The following is an 18860-nucleotide window of genomic DNA, read 5'->3' on the forward strand; positions in this document are numbered from 1 at the left end:
TGAGAATCCGACTCTGTTTCCCACCCAGCGTCATGCCGGATCAAGGGCGGCCGACGGTATCCGGCCCCTCCGGCAGCACCTTGAACTGCGAGTTCTCCGATTCTCACACGACAACTGCTCTCTCAGTTGCACCTCGTCCAGGCGTAGCGCGGTCGACGCGGGTTCGCAGCATCGCCCGTACAGGATGTGTCCCACACACCACCGGCACTACCCGAGAGGAACGGAGGAAGCATGGACTTGGTCAGCGCCACCACTTCGGCGATCATCGGATTTGTTCTCCTGCTCGCCGGCATTCCCAAGCTGAACGACCACGACGGGGTGCTTCGTTCGGTGCGCGGATACAAAGTGTTGCCGGTGCGACTCGAAGTACCGCTCGCTCGCATCCTTCCCGTCGCGGAAACCGTCGTAGGCATCCTTCTGGTTCTCGGCGTGGCCCATCGCCTCGCCGCCTTGGTTGCTGCCGTCATGTTCGCGTCGTTCTTCACGGGCCTCACGATCAACCTCCTGCGTGGGCGACGCGATCTGGACTGCGGATGTTTTGCATTCGGAGTCGGCGAGATTCCGCGTATCGGATGGTTCCACGCCGTTCGCGCCGGAACACTCGCGGTGATCGCTGTGGCACTGTCGGTCACCGCCGGACAGGCTGAGATCGGCGTCCAGGTCGTGGCGACGACCTTCGGATTCCTCCTCGTTCTGGCGGGAGTTGCGCTCGCACAGATTCGTTCGGTGGTCCACCTCGGACGACGCCCGGTCGACGACTACCTGTCGAGCGCCTCCATCCGCCTCCGAACCGCCGAAACCGCGTCCCGGTACGGCTCGTGAACTTACATCCCCACCACTGAAAACTCGAAGGCAGGACTACCACGATGACCACTTTCCTCCTTGTCGCGACAGTGATCCTGGTGATCGCCGTAGCCGTACTGTTCTTGATGGTTCTTGCTCTGGCTCGTGAAATCGGCCGCGTACAAGTACGTCTCGGACCTCTCGGTGCCCGGATGATGGATACCGGGCCCAAGGTCGAACAGGCCGGCCCGTCGTTTGCCGGTCTCATCGATCAGGAAGGACGGACCGTCGGAGTCGGTGGTCACCGCGACAAACCTCAACTCCTGCTGTTCACAGCACCGAGTTGCTCGACGTGCAAGAGCCTTCTTCCCGGCGTAAGGGCAATGGCCCGAGCCGAATCGGATCTCGACGTGATCATCATCTCCGACGGAACACCCGAAGAGCATCGCGAGTTCCTGGCCGGCAGCGGGATCGGTTCCGAGCTCAGTTACATCGACGCTCGAGACGTCGGTATCGCATACCAGGTGGGCACCACTCCGTACGGCGTGATTCTCGACGAGCACGGCAAGATCCGAGGAAAGGGCCTGTGCAATCACATGGCTCAGGTGGAAAGCCTGCTCAATGCGCTCGAATCCGGCACCCCCTCACTCCAGCACCTTCATGCCCAGGCGAAATCCGGCAGCGCGGCCTGATCTTCCTGCACAGTTCGATCCTCTTCACGAATCAGGAGAAAATCGTTGGACGACAATGAATTCCCGCAGCACAACATGACGGAGAACCGATATCCCGTCGACGAGGCGACAGTTCAGGCCCAGGCCGAATGGATGGCGGGCCAGGGCGGTTCGCTCACCAGTCGAACCGGACGCAAACTCTCCGAACGCGTTTCGCGGCGGTCCATGATCAGCCGGATCGGCAAGTGGACCATGGGTGTGTCAGGAGTGGCACTGATCAGCACACTTCCTGTGACACGTAGTGCCTTCGCCCAAGAGCCCGAGGTTCCTGCGCCGACACCTGGCCCCGAGCCTCTTGTCCCTGTCTACGACGGTAAAGATCCGGCCGAGTGCGAGTACTGGCGCTGGTGCAACATGGACGGAACGTCCTGTGCCGCATGCAACGGCGGCGGTGTCACCACCTGCGCCCCCGGCAGCAAGCCCGGCGCAGAGTTCTGGGTCGGATGCTGCACCAACCCTGATACCGGCAAGACCTATCTGATCGCCTACTACGACTGCTGCGGTGCACCTTCGTGTTCCAACGCATTCTGCGGCGAACCGGACATGCAGGCCGTGATGTACAACCCGGTCTCCGGAAGCTACGACCAGGAAATCATCTGGTGTGTCTCCGACGAGTCTCAGGCATACACCTGCACGATGGCGCCCATCATCGGTGAGGACTGCCAGACTCGACCGGCCGAGCGCCCCAAGGTCGGTGCCGGATCATGAGCAGTCCGCGAACCCGAAAACTGGCGCGACCCGCCGTTGCCGTCATCCCACTCACCGTCGTACTCGCGCTGGCCGGCTGCAGTTCGTCCGACAACGACGAACCTTCCAGCGCAGGTGATGTCACCTATCCGACAGTTCCGTTCACTGCTCCCGGTGAAGGAATCTCCCTCGGTCACGACGACCAGGAAATCGGCGACACCATTCCCGAGCCGTTGCACGTCGGTTCGATCACCCCGATCGCAGCTGACCGCTTGCTGGGCGTCGAAGGTGGATTCGGCCAACTCGAGCTCAGCGTCAACGTCATCGATCCGAAAACCGGTGTGGCCGAGAGCCGGATCACCGTCGGCCCGGGTATCTGGGATCCGGTCATTCACGGATTCGTCGGGGATTCCGCCGAGGATCCTGCGGTGCTCGCTGCCGAGGTGTGGCGCCCCCGAGGTTCCCGCGGCGCGGCAGATTTCACGGTCAGCACCTACTCCGGAAACCTGCTGGAACCAGCCGAGGTCATGCTTCCGGACGTCGCACGCGTACATTCACGTCCCGGCTCGAACGCCGTGACCTCCGACGGTAAGTTCTTCGTCACGTGGGACGACGGTTTGTACGGCATCAGGGTGGTCGACCTCGAGAAGAAGGAAGCGACCGGTGCACTCCAGATAGTCGGCTGCGGTCCGTTCACGTGGATGGTCGATCACGAACTGTACAGCGTCTGCGAGGACACCCGGGAACTGCTGCACGTCACGATCGGTGACGACGGAGTTCCGAAGGAAACCGCCCGAAGCAAGGTCCTACCCGAGGATTTTGTCTCCACCCGCAAGGTCACGTGGGCCTCGGAAGCACAAAAAGCCTTGCTGGTCAGTGAGAACGGCGATGTGTACGTCTTCGACTTCTCCAACGGACTGCCTCAGGAAGGTGTCAAGCCGATCGGAAACGCCGGGCAGGACTCCGGTCGATTCTCGGAGAACGTCATCAACGCCGACGCAACCCGGCTCGCAATCGCGTACACGGACACGGCGATTCATCCGGACTCTGCTCGGGGAGGCTCACTGGTCAAGATCGACTTGTCCGATGCAACGACCTTCGCCCCGGTGAAGAGCTTGACGCTTGCAGACCTCGGCTTGACAGACATCAAGAGCATGACCTTTTCCGTCGACGGCGCCACGTTCTACGTGCTCGGTTCGGGACCTGAGGTCGAAGGCTCCGCTCCGCAGAAGATCGTGGGTTACAACGCGAGCACCGGCGAGCAGGTCAGTTCCGTCGATGTCTCGGGCAACGTCGGGGATGTCAGCGGGTTGATCACACCAGAAGTACTCCGATGAGTCGTCCCGGATCCGGTGTGGTGATGGGCCGGCGCCGCTTCCTGAGTTTGGGAGCACTCGGCGCCGGAGCACTCGGGCTCGGCGCAATGGGGACGATTGCCGGATGCAGTTCCACTGCAGCATCTCCGACGCCGACGACCGATCTCGACTACATCCTGCCCACCGACCCGGAAGTTGCCGCCGCAGAATCGGCGCGAGCCTGGAACGGGACCACCGCTGCGTTTGCCCTTGCCGCCGGATTCTCGACGGTAGATCTTGGCGGACGCCTCGTGGACACGTGGACGTACGGAGGCGCTGCGGTGGCTCCGGAACTTCGCCTGAAGTCCGGTGACCGGGTGAACGTCAGCGTCCAGAACGGCCTCGACGCCGAAACAACACTGCATTGGCACGGAATTCGAATCCGCAACGACATGGATGGCGCGGCACCCACCACGCAGGCTCCCATCGGCGCCGGTTCGAGTTTCGAGTACAACTTCATCGCACCGGATCCGGGAACGTACTGGTACCACTCGCACAGCGGATTACAAGCCGATCGGGGGCTGTTCGGCGCCTTGATCGTCGAGAACCCGAACGACATCACCGGGGCCGACATCGATGCCGTTCTGGTGCTCGACGACTGGCTCGACGGATTGGGTACCACACCGGATTCCGTCCTGATGGCCCTGAACCCGGCAATTTCGGGCGGGCACGGCGGACACGGCGGTGGGGCAACAACTCCGGCGGAACACTCGGAAGCCGACATGTCCGTCGCGCAACAGTTGGTGAGCGGCGGACACGGTTCTTCCGAACCACTCGGCGGGATGACTCAACACATCGCGTATCCACTGCACTTGATCAACGGGCGGCCACCCAACGATCCTGCTGTCGTGACTGCAGCGCCCGGTTCGACCCTGCGACTGCGAATCATCAACGCAGCCGCCGAAACTCCGTACCGGTTTGCTGTGGCCGGTCACGAGATGACAATTGTCGCTACCGATGGCTACGACGTGGAACCAACTCCCGCCGACACCATCATCGTCGGAATGGCGCAGCGCTACGACGTGCTGGTGACGGTGAAGTCGGGAACATGGCCGGTGGTGGCGAAGGTCGAGGGCCGAGATGGTTATGCGTCGACCGTCCTACGCAGCACCGACGCGTTGGCGCTGGCGAACCCGGATGTCGGCGGAAACCTCTCGGAACTGGCCGGCCGACTGGTCACCGAAAGCGAACTCCGGCCCACGGAATCCGCACGGCTCGAGACGAAATCGCCTGATCGCGACTACCGCATCGAGTTGATCCAGGCCGGCGATCGGTACGTCTGGGGAATGGCGGGGGCCGATGCAGGCAAGCTCGTCATGAAACAGGGCGAACGGGTCCGGATCACGATGAAGAACGCGTCCACGATGTGGCACCCCATGCACACCCACGGCCACACGTTTGCGGTACCGGATTACGGCGGACTTCGCCGCGACACCGTCAACGTCCTACCCGGCACCGAGCTTGCCATCGAGTTCGACGCCGACAATCCCGGCGATTGGATGTTCCACTGCCACAACGCCTACCACTTCGAGGCCGGCATGACGGCAAATCTGCGTTACGTCCGCTGACAAGTCGAAGAATGGAGAGAACACCTCATGAAGAAACTCGTTCCCGCTTTCCTGGCCGCGTGCGCTGCCCTGAGCCTCACCGCCTGCAGTAGTGATGCCGGTGCGTCGTCGGACGAACCTGCAGTCGTGATCGAGGTGAAGAACATGGCGTACACACCGGCATCGGTCACCATCGAGAAGGGACAGACCGTCGAATGGAAGTTCGACGACAGCGGACTCCCCCACGACGTGGTCGGCAACGGTGATCTCGACGGGAAACTGAAGAGCGAGTTGCTCACCGAGGGAACCTTCTCGTACACGTTCGACGACGCCGGAACCTTCACCTACCACTGCACGCCCCACCCGATGATGGTGGGCACCGTGATCGTTCAATAGTGAGGAGGTGGATCGCCGGCTTCGGCCTCGCCGTCGCGGCGACGTGTGTCCCAGCTTGCGGCACAGAAGATCCCGTCCCCGACGTGGTGGTCGAGATCAGCAATGTTCAGTTCAGTCCGATGGACGTCACCGTGGAGCACGGCGGCACCGTCGAGTGGCGCTTCGACGACGGTGGACTCCTGCATCATGTGGAATCACCCGGCCTGTTCGACAGTGGTATCACCGGAGACGGAACGTTCCGGCACACGTTCGAGAGCGTCGGCGTCTACGAGTATTCGTGCTCCGTGCACCCGTACATGATCGGAGTCATCACAGTGCTGTGAACACTGGCTCATCACTTTTCGCTGCGACTTCGGCTCGACACTTTTCCTGAACCACAAACACTTCGGAGGATCTGATGACTACTGTTCTCTCACACGGCCCACTGCAGACCGATGTCCCTGACATCCGGCCGACCCTTCAAGGCTCGGTCGGCACCGCGACCCGTGTCAGCCTCGTCGCGGCGGGCGCCGCTGCGGGTGCCGGCCTCGCACTCGTGGCCACGCCATCTGCGACAACAGCTTTGACCACAGCTGTTATCGGCGCCGGACTGGTTACGTCGCTGGCCGCGAACTGGTCGACCTGCGGAATGTCCGTCGCCGGAGTTGTTGCCGCGCCGAAGCAAGTCGATCGGAAGGGATCCTCGACTCCCGTCCGCCGACTCGGCTGGCACGCTCTGGGTTCGGTCACGACGGGAGCCGTCACCGGGGCATTGATCGGCGCTCTCGGTGCGGCGATGTCCGGGTACGTGCCGGTCGGCTGGGCGCTGGGCGTCTGGGCCGTCGTCGCGGTTGCATACGGGCTGCACGAGTTGGGTGCGGTGAGCATGCCGACTCCGATGCGGCGCCAACAGCTTCCGCGCCATCTGCGCCGCACCATGGCGCCGTGGAAGGTCTCGCTGATCTTCGGCGCGATCATCGGTCCGGGATTTCTGATCTTCATCCGCTCGAGTGCGTACTACCTCTTGGCACTCGGCGTCATGGCTTCGGGTACACCGGCTCTCGGGGCGGCGCTGTTCACGGTCGTATCCCTTGGCCGCTGCATGCCCAGCCTCGCGGCAATCGTGCACACCAAGCGTGGTGGCTCGATGCCGGGATTCCTCTCGATCATGTGCGTCGTGGACCGTCGCGTGCAGAGCGTCACCGGCGCGGCATTGATCGCACTGGGAGCATTCGCCGCCGCAGCACTGATCTGACTGTCGAGCTAGCACCCTTCACCTCGAGTGAACACACGCTCCGACTCTCCGGAGCGTGTGTTCACTCGACAGAAACCGTGCGCACTCACCCCGCGTCAGGGAAACGACAGCGCCACCTGGACCGAGTCCTCCGACGGCGACGTCACCTTTGCGTCCCGGCTCCACAGCATGTCGAGCGCCGCCTTGGGCTTGGCAAGAACCCACTCCCGGGCGGCGTTCTTGATCAGCGTCGGAGTTGCGCACCCGCAATCGCTGTTCACCCCGTCTGCGTCGATGCCGACGTCTCGGCACAGCGCCACAGCGCGGGGCACGTGATACCCCTGAGTGACGATCAACGCCTTGGTCACCCCATACGTATGTATGGCCCGGAAGCAGGTGTCGTAGGTGTCGAGGCCGTACGGATCCCCCACGATGCGACGCTCATCGATTCCCTGCTCCACCAGGTAGTTCGTCATCGCGGCGATCTCGTCACCCGAGCCGCCGTTCGCGTCGCCGGAGACCAGGACCGCTTTAGCCTTTCCCGCTTCCACCAGTTCTACTGCTGCGTCCAGCCGCCCTTTCAGGAAAGCCATCGGCTTGCCGTCCTTGATCTGCGCGCCCAGCACGATCACGACCGGAGCATCGGGAGCATCGGCGGCGTCCGACGTGTGGCCGGCCGACGCCACGGAAATCCACACGATCGAGCCTGCGTAGACAACCGCTCCGAGCACCGCAATGCCTGCGACCCAACGAGGCCACCGGCGCTTGCGCGGCGGTTTCACTGGATCTGCAGCGGCTTCGTCCATTCGTCGATCAAACCACACGGTTTCTTCACCGCTTAGGCGCTCGGTCGATCCTCCATCCCTCCGCGCCACTGCGCTCGGCCCACAAATCCGAGTACTTCCCACCTCGCGCGATCAGGTCTTCGTGGGAGCCGACCTCCTCCACCCCACCGTCTTCGAGGTAGACGATGCGATCTGCTCCCTCAATAGTCGACAGGCGATGAGCGATGATCACCACCGTTCGACCACGGGCCAATCGGTGAATTGCCTCGGTGATGGCGACTTCGTTCTCTCCGTCGAGGGCGGAAGTCGCTTCGTCGAGAAGAACAATCGGAGTGTCCTTGAGGAATGCCCGCGCAATCGAGACCCGCTGACGTTCACCGCCGGACAGCAGTGATCCGCCTTCACCTACCCTGGTCTCCTCACCGCTCGGCAAACGGTCGATCACTTCGCCTAGCCTGGAATCCACCACTGCTTGACGGACCTCCGACTCGGTGGCATCCGGTCTCGCCAACCGAACGTTCTCCAGGATGGTTCCGTCGAACAGGTAAACCTGCTGTGAGACAGTCGATATCCGAGACATCAATGCTCTCGTTCCGATCTCGCGAACATCGGCTCCCCCGATGGTTACCGCACCTTCGTCTACGTCCCAGAATCTGGAGATCAGCCGAACCAGAGTTGTCTTTCCGGAACCGGAAGGACCGACCAGAGCGGTGACCGAGCAGTCCGGGAACTCGAGGCTCACGTTACGAATCACGCGATCCGGGCCGTAGCCGAAGGAAACCGAATCGAACCGAATATCATACGAAGTAGGCTCTTTCGGCACCTCAGGCTCCGCCAGCACCGGTACATCGATCATCTCTCGGACAGATCCGAGCGACACCCGGGCCAGTGAGATACCTTCACCGAATCCTGCGAGCATCTGCATCGGCTCCACGAACCTCACGGCCAACACGAGAACAACGATCACGCTTGCTGTGTCGATGGACCCGGTGGTGACCAGCAGTGCCGCCAGTACCAGGACGGTGAGAAAGGCAACCTGAACGACGATCATGAACCGCAGCAGATACTTGTCGACCGATCCGATTTCCTGCAGGTGTGCGTCCCGGTTGGACACAAGAGCTTCGTCCAACCGAGTCCAGCCTTCGCCGCTCTTACCGGCCGAACGTAGAACTTGCTGCGCCTGTGCATATTCGACGACGCGCGATGCCAACTCGGATTCGCTCTTGCCGATCGCCTCGTATTCGGGAACAACCGCACGCTGCACGTTGCGGTAAGCCCGAATCCCCAGTGGAACGAAGACGACCATCGCGAGAGACAGTCGCCAGTCCACAAACAAGACAGCGATCGCCACTGTCGCTGGAGTCACCGTGACGGTGACGAGTTGCGCGATGATCATTCCCGGGATGCTCATCAAGATTGCCGTGCCCTCGGTGACCAGGCGAGTGAACGCTCCACGATTTGCCTTGCTGAACCACCCGAGCGGAACCTGCACCAAGTGCTCACCGAGGCGATGCATGATTCCACCGGCAAAACCATCGATTCCGATGCGGTACGCCCGATTCTCGGCGATCCACCGTACGGCGCCACAGGCTACCGCCACGAGAGCAGCAGTGACAACCCACGGAACTGCGGCGTCGTAATCGCCGCGAACCACCGCTTTCAGGATCGGAATCATCAGTGCAAAGACGACACCCTCGAGTATCCCGGCGAGCGTGAAACCTGCTATCTGACCTCGCATCCCGTTGTCGCGCCCGAGGATTTCGTCCAGGTCTCGAATCATTGCAGCGCCTTTCGCGGAGAGATGTCTTCGACGAGGGGGTTCTGGAGCGCCCACATCCGCGCGTAGGTTCCGCCGAGCGCCGACAACTGTTCGTGCGTACCCTTTTCCACGATCCGCCCGGCGTCGAGAACGAGTATCTGATCGGCGTATCGGACGGTGCGCAGTCGATGAGCGATCACCATCAGGGTGCCGCCGTCCGCACTGATCTCACCCAGTGCGCGTTGAACGGCCGATTCACTGTGGGGATCGGCCTGCGAAGTCGCCTCGTCCAGGATGACGATCGGCGGGTTCTGAAGGATGGCGCGGGCGATCGTCAGGCGTTGCTTCTCCCCACCCGACAGCTCACCGCCCGAACCACCACCGATCTCGGTGTCGTACCCGTCCGGCAGTCGCATGATCACGTCGTGAATCTGCGCCCGCCTCGCCGCTGTCTCCACTTCCAGATCCGTTGCATCCGGTCGACCGAGCCGAATATTCTCGCGCACGCTGTCCCGCAGGAGCACAACATCTTGGAAGACGATGGCCATCGATCTCAAGACTTCGCGACTGGACTGATCTCGTAAATCGCTTCCGCCCAGTCGAATAGACCCGTCCGTGACGTCCCAGAACCGCGGAAGTAGACGCACCAAAGTGGTCTTTCCGGAGCCGGAGGGGCCAACGATCGCGGTCACGGTGCCCGGTTGCATCTCGAAGGAGATGTTCTCGAGGACGCGCTGCCCAGTGGTGTATTCGAAGCCGACGCTGTCGAATTCGACCAAAGTGCTGCGAGCAGGCACTGCATCCTGAGGTTCGGCCAGCTCTGGTTCGCCGAGGATGCTCTCGACGTGAGTCGCTCCCAGTTGGCCTTCGCGGTAGAGGTTGGCCATCGTTCCCATGTGCAGAACCGACGACGGAACACCGATTCCGACGACCAGAAAGGCAACAAGAGCTACCGGGGTAATCCAACCCCCGGACAACATTGCAGTTCCCGTCGCCGTGATGACCACGATGAGTACCGCCGGTGAGAGGAGGATCGACATCGCGACCACCGGCCTTCCCATCCCCGACATCCATCGCACGCACACCGCAACCATCGAATCGACAGCGCTCGAGTAGCGCGCGAATGCGCGACTCCCACTCCCGTACGTCTTGACAACCTCGATACCGTCGCCCAGTTCTACTGTCGCAGAGGTCAATGTCGACATTGCAAGATTCCAGGAGTCGACGTTCGTTCGATAGGCTCTGCGCATCGACGGCGCGGCGAGAGCGAGACACACTCCGATGTAGCCGACCAGGACCAGGCTGAACTTCCAGTCCATCGCCACCAGATAGATCAGGGCCACTATCGGCGACAGGATCGCGGGCACCACGTCGGCGGGAAGGTGAGCGACGAGAAGATGCATCCGCTTCACGTCGTCCGTCATCGCCTGCTTCACTTCACCGGTGCCACCATTTGCAAACCACCCCAGAGGAACTCGGGACAGATGCCGAGCGATACGCGAGCGGATCGAGTATTTGAAATGCGCGTCGGCGGTGTGGCACACGGTCAGCGCTGCGTTGTAGACGACAAAACCGAGAATTGTGCCCGCTGCACCGATTGCGGCCCACATCCAGACCAGGTTCAACGACGAGCCGGTCAGGAGCACCCGCGCGATCTCGACCACCGCAACGTAGGGCAGGAATCGCAGTGGCACCGACAGTGCCGACAGACCCGCCCCTAGGAGGAGTTGATTTCTCACCGGCGCGATCATCCTGCCCAAAGCGTCTCGGTCGACGAGTCCAGGCGAGTCTTCCGGGGCTGCGGACTCGTTCACTTTCATTGCCGCACTCACTCTTCGACGATGATCGTGCCGGTCATGTTCGGATGTGGTGTGCACGTGTAGGTGAACGTTCCGGCTTTGTCGAAGGTCTGACTGTAGGTTCCGCTTCCTTGGAGATCGCTCTTGATCCCCAACTCGGCGAACACGACATCGTGCGGCATTCCCTGGTCCTCGAAAATCCACGTGACGGTCTGTCCTGTGTGCACGGTGACGGAGTTCGGTGTGTACGCAAGGTTTTTCACCGAGATCTCGACCGGCGCTTGCTCGGTAGATCCCGTCGAATCGTTGCCGCACGACGTCAGTGTGAATACCACTGCAACAGCGATCAATGTGGTCAATCCGGTGCGAACTGACATTCTGCTCTCCTCATCGAACGTAGTGGAGGTCGGCAGTCATCCCGGCCTCGAAGTGGTACGCGTTGTGACAGTGAAACATCCACCGTCCTGGATTGTCGGCGTCGAAGTCGATCGCCATTTGTGTACGCGGAAGTACGATCACGGTGTCTCGGCGAAGCCCGCCGTAGGAGGGAACCGAGAAGGTGTGCCCATGGGTGTGCATCGGGTGCCACATGTCGGTGTCGTTGTTCATGTCGATTCGTATTCGCTCGCCCTGCTTCATTCTCAACCGACCTGCATCGGCGCCCGCCATTCCCCAGAGGTATCGATCGCCGGCCTGAATGAGATCCACCGAATACGCACGATCCGGTGCCCTCTGCTCCAGCGCTCCTGACGGGCGAAGCTCCGATTCCAGAACGAGCCGACCGCCGGAACCTGACAGCACTGCAGGCGAAGTCAGGTCGACGACCGCTACCGAATCCGGCGTCCGAAGCAGGCACGCGACGCCACCTGACTTCCCTTCCACCTTCGCGGCGATGGGCCACGAGCCGGACTGCACCGTCACCAATACGTCGTATCGCTGCGCGGGTGCGATCAGAATCTCGTCTCCGGCTGTGTAGGCAACGTCCTGCCCGTCAGCACTGACAACGGTCATCTCGTGCCCGGCGACCGAGAAACGGTACGGAGTCTCTGCCCCGGCATTGATCACCCGCAATCGAAGCCGAGTTCCGGCCGTCGCACTGACGACGAAGGGATCTTCCACAGGCCGTCCGTTGATCAGGTGCAGTGGATACGTGATGTGCGTTGCCATTCCACCGAGCGCCTCGGAATTTCCGTGACCACTGCCGAGAAGTTCTGCGGCAGAATCAATCTCTGCACCATCGACTTCCGGTGGAGTGCCGCCGTGCCCGTGGTGTCCTCCCTGCACGTCCGGTGACAATGCGCGAAGCACTGCATCCGGGGTTGTTCCCAGCCCGTCGAGCCAGTCGTCGATCACGATGACGACGTCCTCGTCGGCTCCGGTCCGGTCGTTCGGGTCCTCGACCACGAGTGCACCGAATAACCCTCGATCGGCCTGCAAGCCTGAATGGGAGTGGTACCAATATGTTCCGTGATCCGGGGCCACGAAGTCGTAGGTGAACTCGGCACCTGGTTGGATTCGTTCCTGGGTGACCGGCGGGACGCCGTCCATGTCGTTGCGGATCGCAATGCCGTGCCAGTGCACCGAGGTCTCCGTCGGAAGGTCGTTCTGCAAAAGAACGTTGAGCTGGTCTCCCTTGGAGATTCGAAGCTCCGGGCCAACTGCTTCCGCACCGTACGACCATGTGTCGACCTCTCTGGCGCCCAGACTCACCCGAGCCGGTGCAGCTGTCAGATTCCGTTCGACTGTGCGCCCGCTATGAAATCTCGCCTGTTCGGCAGCACGAACTTCGTCGTCGAACGGTGAAATCTCAGAACCGGTTTCGTTCGCCGAACCACGGCTGCACGCACTCAGTGCCACAGAACCCAAAGCCGCAGAGCCCAAAGCCGCAGAGCCGAGCGTCACCGCTCCCCATCGCAGAGCCAGGCGCCGACTCAACGCTCTCGAACTCATGCCGTCAGCGCCGTGAATTCCTGATAGCGCGTCGCGGCAACAGCTTCGGTTCCGGTGCCGGTCAGATTGCCGGCAGCCATGGCATCTATGTCCTCGATCATCCAGAAGGTGGCGAAGGGATGAGTGGCAAGCCACATGTCTCCGTTGACCTTGGCCACTCGGTTCTCCTGCACCGCTGAAATACTCGAGAATCCGGGAACACCGGCAACCTTGCCGAACTCGTACACGCCCTCGTCGAACACGGCTACGATCCGAGCATCCTGCGCCGGGATCGCCTCGTCGGACAGGGGCGCATACGGCAGTCCTCCAGCGGCATTCGCTCGCTGGGATTCCGGACGCCCGAAGCCGCTCTCCGCCAACAGCAACGACGGCGGCGCCTGCTCGGTGGTGGTGGCAAGGATTCCAGAACTGCTCATCAGCACCGACACGGTGTTCACTTCACCACCGGACCGAGCAGAGACGTCAGCGATCTTGCCCTCCAAAGCGACAGTCAGCTTGTCGGCAACCGACTGACGATCAAAAGCGCGTCCGAAGAAGGCAAGATTCTCACGCCACGGAGTGGTGACGGCCGGGACCGGCACTGTGGGTACGGTCGACGCAAGGGAGTCGTAGTAGCTCCGATCGCCCATCGACGTGAAGATGACCAGTCCGGGATCCTGGGCGAGGACCTGCTCGATCGGGGGTGCACCGAGCGGCGGCACCGTGACCACCTCGGTACCCGCTGACGCCAAGATATCCTGGCCGATCTCCGATCCCCACGACGTGAAGACCACATCAGGGGTGATGCCGACGGCAAGGAGACCGAGTGCGGCGTATTCGTCGAGGGAAACAACTCGCCCGAGGTCGCCCGGAACCGACGTCTCACCGAATTCGTGGGACACAACACGCGTTCCCTCGGCAGGTTCCGTCGTCGGTCCCGCCTCACTCGAGCTACAGGCGGCCGCAGTCAGGGCAACGACACTGACCAGCAGCGAAGCACCCAGCCTCGATAGGTAACCGGGTCGCGTTTTCAACTTCATGGTGTCCTTCAGCTTCGAAAAATCGGGGGGTTCGCATAAATCCGAGCACTGCTCGGATTTGGCAAGTAAACCTCACCTAAGTACATCCGTCAATCGCTTGCGTCGACTACGCACACCGATCCGACGCCGCTAAGCTCGGTCGGACCATGACTGCGCCATCACCTGACAAGAAGTCCGCCGCGACATCGGAGCGCCGCCGGAGTTACAACACCGGGATCACTGCGGACGCGGTGCTGACCGTGGCGTTCGGGCTCAGTCGCGAGCACGGAGTCGAGGGCTGGTCGCTGCGGCAGCTGCTCGGCGAACTCGATACGTCGTTCTCCGTCGTCTATCGACTCGTCGGAGATCGGGACGCACTCTCGGCTGCGGTGGTCGACAGTGCGGTGTCGGCCGTGAACGTGCCATCTGCACAAGAAGATTGGCGTCAATGGCTGACGCATCTGCTCTTGCAGATGCGAGAGGCCTTGATCGAGTGTCCAGGCGCGGCACAGTGGCTGCTGATGAACGGAGTTGCCACCCAGCGCAGCCGGGAACTCATGGAGGCCGGATTGGCATCGCTGATCGACGCCGGGTTCGGGGAAGAAGCCGCTCAGGCTTACACCGTCGCCTTCACCTCGACAATCACACTGATCGCCATGAACGACGCCAGGCGCATTCCCAGCGGACAGCCTTCACCCGATCACAGCGCGATGCTGGAACGACTGAGTAACGACGGACCCTCAGATCCTCGTTCATCGATGGAGACACTGATCGGGAAGTTCGCCGGTCCACCGGATGCTGCGGAAGCAACACGGGCAGAACACTATCGCTACACACTCGACCGTGTCCTCGACGGCCTCGAGGCGCGGCTGAACGCAATCAAGGAGTCACAGAAATGACCGAGGGTCGCTGTCGCAGTTGTGCGACAGCAACCCTCGGATGAGTTGGATTCTCGATATGTCTAACGGAACAGGTTCGCGACGAACGGAATCGTGTCAGCCTGTGATTCGACCAAAGCGCCGCTGTGATCGGTGTTGTAGGTCTTGAACGTGACCGGTTCACCGTTGGCGACCAACGCTGCAACCAGCGAAAGTGCAGACGGTGCAGGGACATCCACGTCGAGCAAGCCCTGGCCGATGAAGATGGGGCGATCGTATCCACTGGTCGGTACACCCATGTAATCGTTCAGCAGACCCTGGAAGTTCGGGATCTGACTGAGCGGGCGGGAGAAGATGTCACCGAGGACCAGATCCTTGGATGCCTCGTCCAGGTCTGCGGCGCAGAGCTTTTCGGCCGAGTCGACCTTTTCCCTTCCCAAGTCGTTCAGGTAGGAATTCAAGTCGATCTCGGGGTGCGCTTCCCGCAAGCCCGCGAGGATGTAGAGCGCGTACGACGTCAATCCGCCGCCGAGGGCGATGGGCGGGAAGCCCGGACCGGCAGGCAGGAGGGTCAACTCGATGTTGGCCGGCACTCCGGTACCCACCCCGCCGCGATAGTCGAGAGAATCCCCACCGTATTCAGTGGCGTAGCGCGCCGTCGTGATGGCCGCACCGCCGCCCTGCGACTGCCCGACCACTGCCCAACGATTCGAGATCGAGGAGTCGATGACCCGTGCCGCCTTGACCGAGTCGACTACGCTGTGCGCCTCCACCTTTCCGTCGAGGTACGGCATCAGCCCTGGTGTACCCAGACCGACGTAGTCGGTGGCGACGACGGCGTAGCCCTCGGAGAGCCAACTCCCCAGGTAGGGGTAGTCACGCTCGGGCAGGCCAGGACCGACCAGCGAAGGGGCACAGGAATCGTCGAGTCCCGTGGTGCCGTGCGCCCAGGCGATGACGGGCCACCCGCCTTCCGGTGCCGGACCGGCCGGGACGTAGTACGCGCCACTGCTCAGCGCAGGCCCGCCGTTGGAACCGATGGTCCAGTACGTGAATCGCTTGGCGTCGGCGGTACCCGGAATCCACAGATCTTTCGGTAGCGGCTCACTCGACACCACAGTGCCGGTGGCTTGCGACGCGCTCGGTGCCTGTGCGGACGCGATGGGCGCAGCAACGGCGGAGCCGATCGTTGCAGCACAGAGGGCTGCGATGGATATGCGGGCAAACGACTTCGACTGGAATTTCACGTCTGACGACTCCGGTTCGTGCGGTGGGCGACCTCGTTGGACGTTATCGTAGATTTTGTTTAACCGATCGGTCAAGCAAAATCTTGCAGCTTCGTGAAACGTATATGTCGAGATTCCGGCCCCAACTCCGACCTAGCATCGAACCGCACGAAAAAACAGTAGGAGGATGTGTCCATGGCACACGTACAGCGTTTCGACCACATCGGCATCACCGTCGCGGACCTCGAATCAGCGACGGCATTCTTCGTCGGTCTGGGTCTCGAGGTGGAGGGCACCGGATCCGTGGAGGGTGAGTTCGTGGAAACCGTCTGCGGTATCCCTGGAGCCAAGTGCGAAATCGCCATGCTGCGCCCGCCGGGCGAAGGATCACGGCTCGAGCTCTCGTCCTTCGTCACGCCCGAGCACGTACCCGGATCGCCTGCTCCGATGGCCAACGAGATCGGGATACGCAACGTGTCTTTCGAGGTGGGCGATCTCCAGGTTGCGGTCGACGCGGTGGCTGCGGACGGTTACGGACTCATCGGCGGGATCGGCGAGTACGAGAACAGCGTGCGCATGGCCTACGTCCGGGGGCCTGAAGGGATCATCGTGTCCCTGTTCGAGCAGATCGCCTGAAGCGTCACGGCATTCGGAGCGTCAGATCGCCTTCCAGGAGCTGGCCAGAGCGCCCATCGCGGCCGCGAATTCGGCGAACGCCGCGTCGATTCTGACGCGGTCACCGGTGGTCACCAGATCGAGCGTCAACCCGCGAATCTGCGCCAACACGATCGTCGCGTAGCGATCAGCGCGATCGGGTGGACATCCGTGCGCGAGCGCAGCTTCCGCCAAACCACCCAACCAGTCCCCCACCACATGGTCGAGAAACTCGCGATACCGCTCCGGATGCAACAACGCCTGTCCGTAGATCTCGAACATCAAGCGAAAGTTCGGCAACGATTCCGCTGATGTGCGCCCATTCCAGTAACTCGTCAACATCTCGACGATGTCGGTCCCGGAAGAGATGTCGAGAGAAGAGCTGTCTCGCAGGGTGGCAACTACTTCAGTGAGCAGTTGTTCCTTCGAACCGAAATGATGGATGAGTGTCGCATGACTGATCCCCAGATCCTTGGCCAATGGCCGCATGGACAGTTCACCGACGCCGTTCGCCGTGACGTACGCGGTTACCTGCTCGAGCAATTCGGCACGGCGATGCTGGTAACGCAGTTTCCGGCCGTCGACCGGCGTGCTGTCCTCCACCTGCAGGAGCCTACGCAGTACCGGAAACACAGCAGTACCGGAAACACGGCAGTACCGGAAACACGGCAGAACCGGTTACACGGTGACGTGGTGGCGATCCGATCGACTGATCGTCACAGCGGCGACGACAACTCCGATCACCACGCCGATGAGAGTGTCCGCGACGCGAGCCACTGCCGCTTCGGTCCCGATCGGAGCACTGAAACCGATGAGGAGCAGTGCCATCGGGGTGACGGCCAGTGATGTCAGTGCATAGTTCTTGATCACGAGCAGCTCAGCAGCAGTCTGCAGAATCACGACCACGGCAACCGCTTGCCAGTAGCCGAGCGTCAATGCGATGAGAGCAGCAGCGACGACGGCGCCACCGACATTTCCCACCAACCGCTGAATCCCACGCTGGACGGTCTGCTTGTAGTTCAGCCCCTGCATCGCGGCGATGGCACCCATCGACGCCCAGAGCGGATGCTCCAACCCGGCTCCCGCCGCGAGCCAACCGGCCAGAGCCGACGCTGCCACGATGCGGAGAGCATTCATCCGCACCGGGCGCGAATACAGCCGATTCAATCCTTCGAGAAAATAGCCTTCGGGCGCGGCCAGGTTCTTTGCCGGTGCGAGATCGTGTTCGATCATGCTGGATCGCTTGAGCTTCCGAAGCTCCTTCTCGTGCCGAGCAATGCTGCGAATCAGGGTGGCGTCGCCGTGCAACTGCCACTCCTGAACTGCCGCTTCTGCTTCGTCGAGCACCGCCACCAGTTCGCGTCCGTGATCGACGGTCGACTTGATCCGGCCACTCGACGCAATAACCAAGCGGGCGTTGGCAATCGATCCGAGCGCCGGTTCCACTCCGTCTGCGCCGGACTGTTCGAGACGCCCCACCGCAGAAACTGCACGGGCAACTGCCAGGCGGGCAGGTCCCATCGGCAGTACGAGCGCTGGGAGCATCGCGGCCGCCCAACCGACCAGAACTCCGAGCGCACCGGCAGTGACCAACCGCGCCAAATCATCAACGCTGGAGGCATATCCGGCTGCACCGGTCGCCGCGAAGACGAGGATGACGGGCCCTGGCCCGGTGATCCGGAAGCCCGACATGAAGCAGTACGACGCACCCGCAAGCAAAGAGAGGATGCCGATCTGCAACCACATCGGAACGCCCGCGACACCCATGGCGCCGCCGAAGGCAATCGAAACCACCAGTGCAGCACCCACCATTGCCAGCTTGCCGGCCAACCGTGGATACGGCTCGTACCTGCCGAACGCGGCGCACAGCGCGCCCAAGGCCGCGAAGCCAGCCAATTCCCGATGCCCGAGCAGTCCGCCGACCACGAGGACTACGGCGGTGGCGAGCCCGACCCTGATCGCGGGGGCGATGGTCGCGTCGGCAGATCCGACGCGAAAAGCCGCTCGCCACGTCGCCCGGAGACGGTATGTGCAATGGCTTCACTCGAATGAGTGAGACGGCTGGGCGTCCTGGCTGCGGTTTCGGTTCGGCTCACCCA

At 62.1% G+C, this 18860-nt stretch carries 19 protein-coding genes; 10 read left to right on the forward strand and 9 right to left on the reverse strand.

What is annotated here, in order from left to right; genetic code table 11:
- The first annotated feature begins 231 nt into the window (after positions 1-231).
- The 8 genes from ACVZUB_RS26470 to ACVZUB_RS26505 all read left to right on the forward strand — a co-directional run bounded on the left by ACVZUB_RS26470 (position 232) and on the right by ACVZUB_RS26505 (position 6733).
- Positions 232-822 (forward strand): MauE/DoxX family redox-associated membrane protein, encoded by a 591-nt coding sequence (locus ACVZUB_RS26470; RefSeq protein ID WP_063315621.1) that lies wholly within the window; start codon positions 232-234, stop codon positions 820-822.
- A 44-nt stretch (positions 823-866) separates the two neighbouring features.
- Positions 867-1475, forward strand: coding sequence for a redoxin domain-containing protein (locus tag ACVZUB_RS26475; RefSeq protein WP_019745575.1), 609 nt, complete (start codon positions 867-869; stop codon positions 1473-1475).
- A 75-nt stretch (positions 1476-1550) separates the two neighbouring features.
- A complete protein-coding gene (locus ACVZUB_RS26480) occupies positions 1551-2222 on the forward strand; it encodes a methylamine dehydrogenase light chain (RefSeq protein ID WP_064688132.1) in 672 nt (223 codons plus the stop codon).
- Positions 2219-3538, forward strand: coding sequence for a hypothetical protein (locus ACVZUB_RS26485; protein WP_003940153.1), 1320 nt, complete (start codon positions 2219-2221; stop codon positions 3536-3538). The genes ACVZUB_RS26480 and ACVZUB_RS26485 overlap by 4 nt, the downstream gene beginning before the upstream one ends.
- Positions 3535-5124, forward strand: a complete 1590-nt coding sequence (locus ACVZUB_RS26490; protein WP_482627899.1) for a multicopper oxidase family protein — start codon at positions 3535-3537, stop codon at positions 5122-5124. Before ACVZUB_RS26485 ends, ACVZUB_RS26490 begins: the two co-directional genes overlap by 4 nt.
- Positions 5125-5151: 27 nt before the next feature.
- Positions 5152-5499, forward strand: a complete 348-nt coding sequence (locus tag ACVZUB_RS26495; protein ID WP_003940240.1) for a plastocyanin/azurin family copper-binding protein — start codon at positions 5152-5154, stop codon at positions 5497-5499.
- Positions 5499-5822, forward strand: a complete 324-nt coding sequence (locus ACVZUB_RS26500; protein WP_080712742.1) for a cupredoxin domain-containing protein — start codon at positions 5499-5501, stop codon at positions 5820-5822. Before ACVZUB_RS26495 ends, ACVZUB_RS26500 begins: the two co-directional genes overlap by 1 nt.
- A gap of 74 nt (positions 5823-5896) precedes the next feature.
- A complete protein-coding gene (locus ACVZUB_RS26505; protein ID WP_050656036.1) occupies positions 5897-6733 on the forward strand; it encodes a hypothetical protein in 837 nt (278 codons plus the stop codon).
- 95 nt (positions 6734-6828) lie between these two features.
- Here the strand turns inward: ACVZUB_RS26505 and ACVZUB_RS26510 are convergent, their stop codons facing one another.
- Genes ACVZUB_RS26510 through ACVZUB_RS26535 form a run of 6 tightly spaced genes read right to left on the reverse strand, consistent with a single transcriptional unit; the run spans position 6829 to position 14024 of the window.
- Positions 6829-7518, reverse strand: a complete 690-nt coding sequence (locus tag ACVZUB_RS26510) for a SanA/YdcF family protein (RefSeq protein WP_482627900.1) — start codon at positions 7516-7518, stop codon at positions 6829-6831.
- Positions 7519-7543: 25 nt separating this feature from the next.
- Complete coding sequence (locus ACVZUB_RS26515) at positions 7544-9277, reverse strand: ABC transporter ATP-binding protein (protein WP_338926299.1); 1734 nt, start codon at positions 9275-9277, stop codon at positions 7544-7546.
- Positions 9274-11088 carry an ABC transporter ATP-binding protein gene (locus ACVZUB_RS26520; RefSeq protein ID WP_233405587.1) on the reverse strand — a complete coding sequence of 605 codons (1815 nt, stop codon included), beginning with the start codon at positions 11086-11088 and terminating at the stop codon, positions 9274-9276. The genes ACVZUB_RS26515 and ACVZUB_RS26520 overlap by 4 nt, the downstream gene beginning before the upstream one ends.
- A complete protein-coding gene (locus ACVZUB_RS26525) occupies positions 11085-11432 on the reverse strand; it encodes a cupredoxin domain-containing protein (protein ID WP_050656040.1) in 348 nt (115 codons plus the stop codon). The genes ACVZUB_RS26520 and ACVZUB_RS26525 overlap by 4 nt, the downstream gene beginning before the upstream one ends.
- 10 nt (positions 11433-11442) lie before the next feature.
- A complete protein-coding gene (locus tag ACVZUB_RS26530) occupies positions 11443-13005 on the reverse strand; it encodes a multicopper oxidase family protein (RefSeq protein ID WP_482627901.1) in 1563 nt (520 codons plus the stop codon).
- The gene (locus tag ACVZUB_RS26535) at positions 13002-14024 is read right to left on the reverse strand and encodes an ABC transporter substrate-binding protein (protein WP_482627902.1); all 1023 of its coding nucleotides are present in this window, start codon (positions 14022-14024) and stop codon (positions 13002-13004) included. Before ACVZUB_RS26535 ends, ACVZUB_RS26530 begins: the two co-directional genes overlap by 4 nt.
- A gap of 146 nt (positions 14025-14170) precedes the next feature.
- Between ACVZUB_RS26535 and ACVZUB_RS26540 the strand changes: the two genes are divergently transcribed.
- Positions 14171-14902 carry a TetR/AcrR family transcriptional regulator gene (locus tag ACVZUB_RS26540; protein WP_054827015.1) on the forward strand — a complete coding sequence of 244 codons (732 nt, stop codon included), beginning with the start codon at positions 14171-14173 and terminating at the stop codon, positions 14900-14902.
- A gap of 62 nt (positions 14903-14964) precedes the next feature.
- On the opposite strand, the gene ACVZUB_RS26545 is transcribed toward ACVZUB_RS26540, so the two are convergent.
- Entirely contained in the window at positions 14965-16128 is a 1164-nt protein-coding gene (locus ACVZUB_RS26545; protein WP_312637906.1) for a lipase family protein, read from the reverse strand.
- A gap of 174 nt (positions 16129-16302) precedes the next feature.
- Here ACVZUB_RS26545 and ACVZUB_RS26550 point away from each other — a divergent pair, with 174 nt between their 5' ends.
- On the forward strand, positions 16303-16743 hold the full coding sequence (locus tag ACVZUB_RS26550; protein WP_007729713.1) for a VOC family protein: 441 nt from the start codon (positions 16303-16305) through the stop codon (positions 16741-16743).
- Positions 16744-16764: 21 nt separating this feature from the next.
- On the opposite strand, the gene ACVZUB_RS26555 is transcribed toward ACVZUB_RS26550, so the two are convergent.
- Positions 16765-17364 carry a TetR/AcrR family transcriptional regulator gene (locus ACVZUB_RS26555; RefSeq protein WP_030536496.1) on the reverse strand — a complete coding sequence of 200 codons (600 nt, stop codon included), beginning with the start codon at positions 17362-17364 and terminating at the stop codon, positions 16765-16767.
- A 75-nt stretch (positions 17365-17439) separates the two neighbouring features.
- On the reverse strand, positions 17440-18687 hold the full coding sequence (locus ACVZUB_RS26560) for an FUSC family protein (protein WP_482627903.1): 1248 nt from the start codon (positions 18685-18687) through the stop codon (positions 17440-17442).
- Positions 18688-18860: the final 173 nt, after the last annotated feature.

The organism is Rhodococcus sp. OS5 (assembly GCF_056837585.1).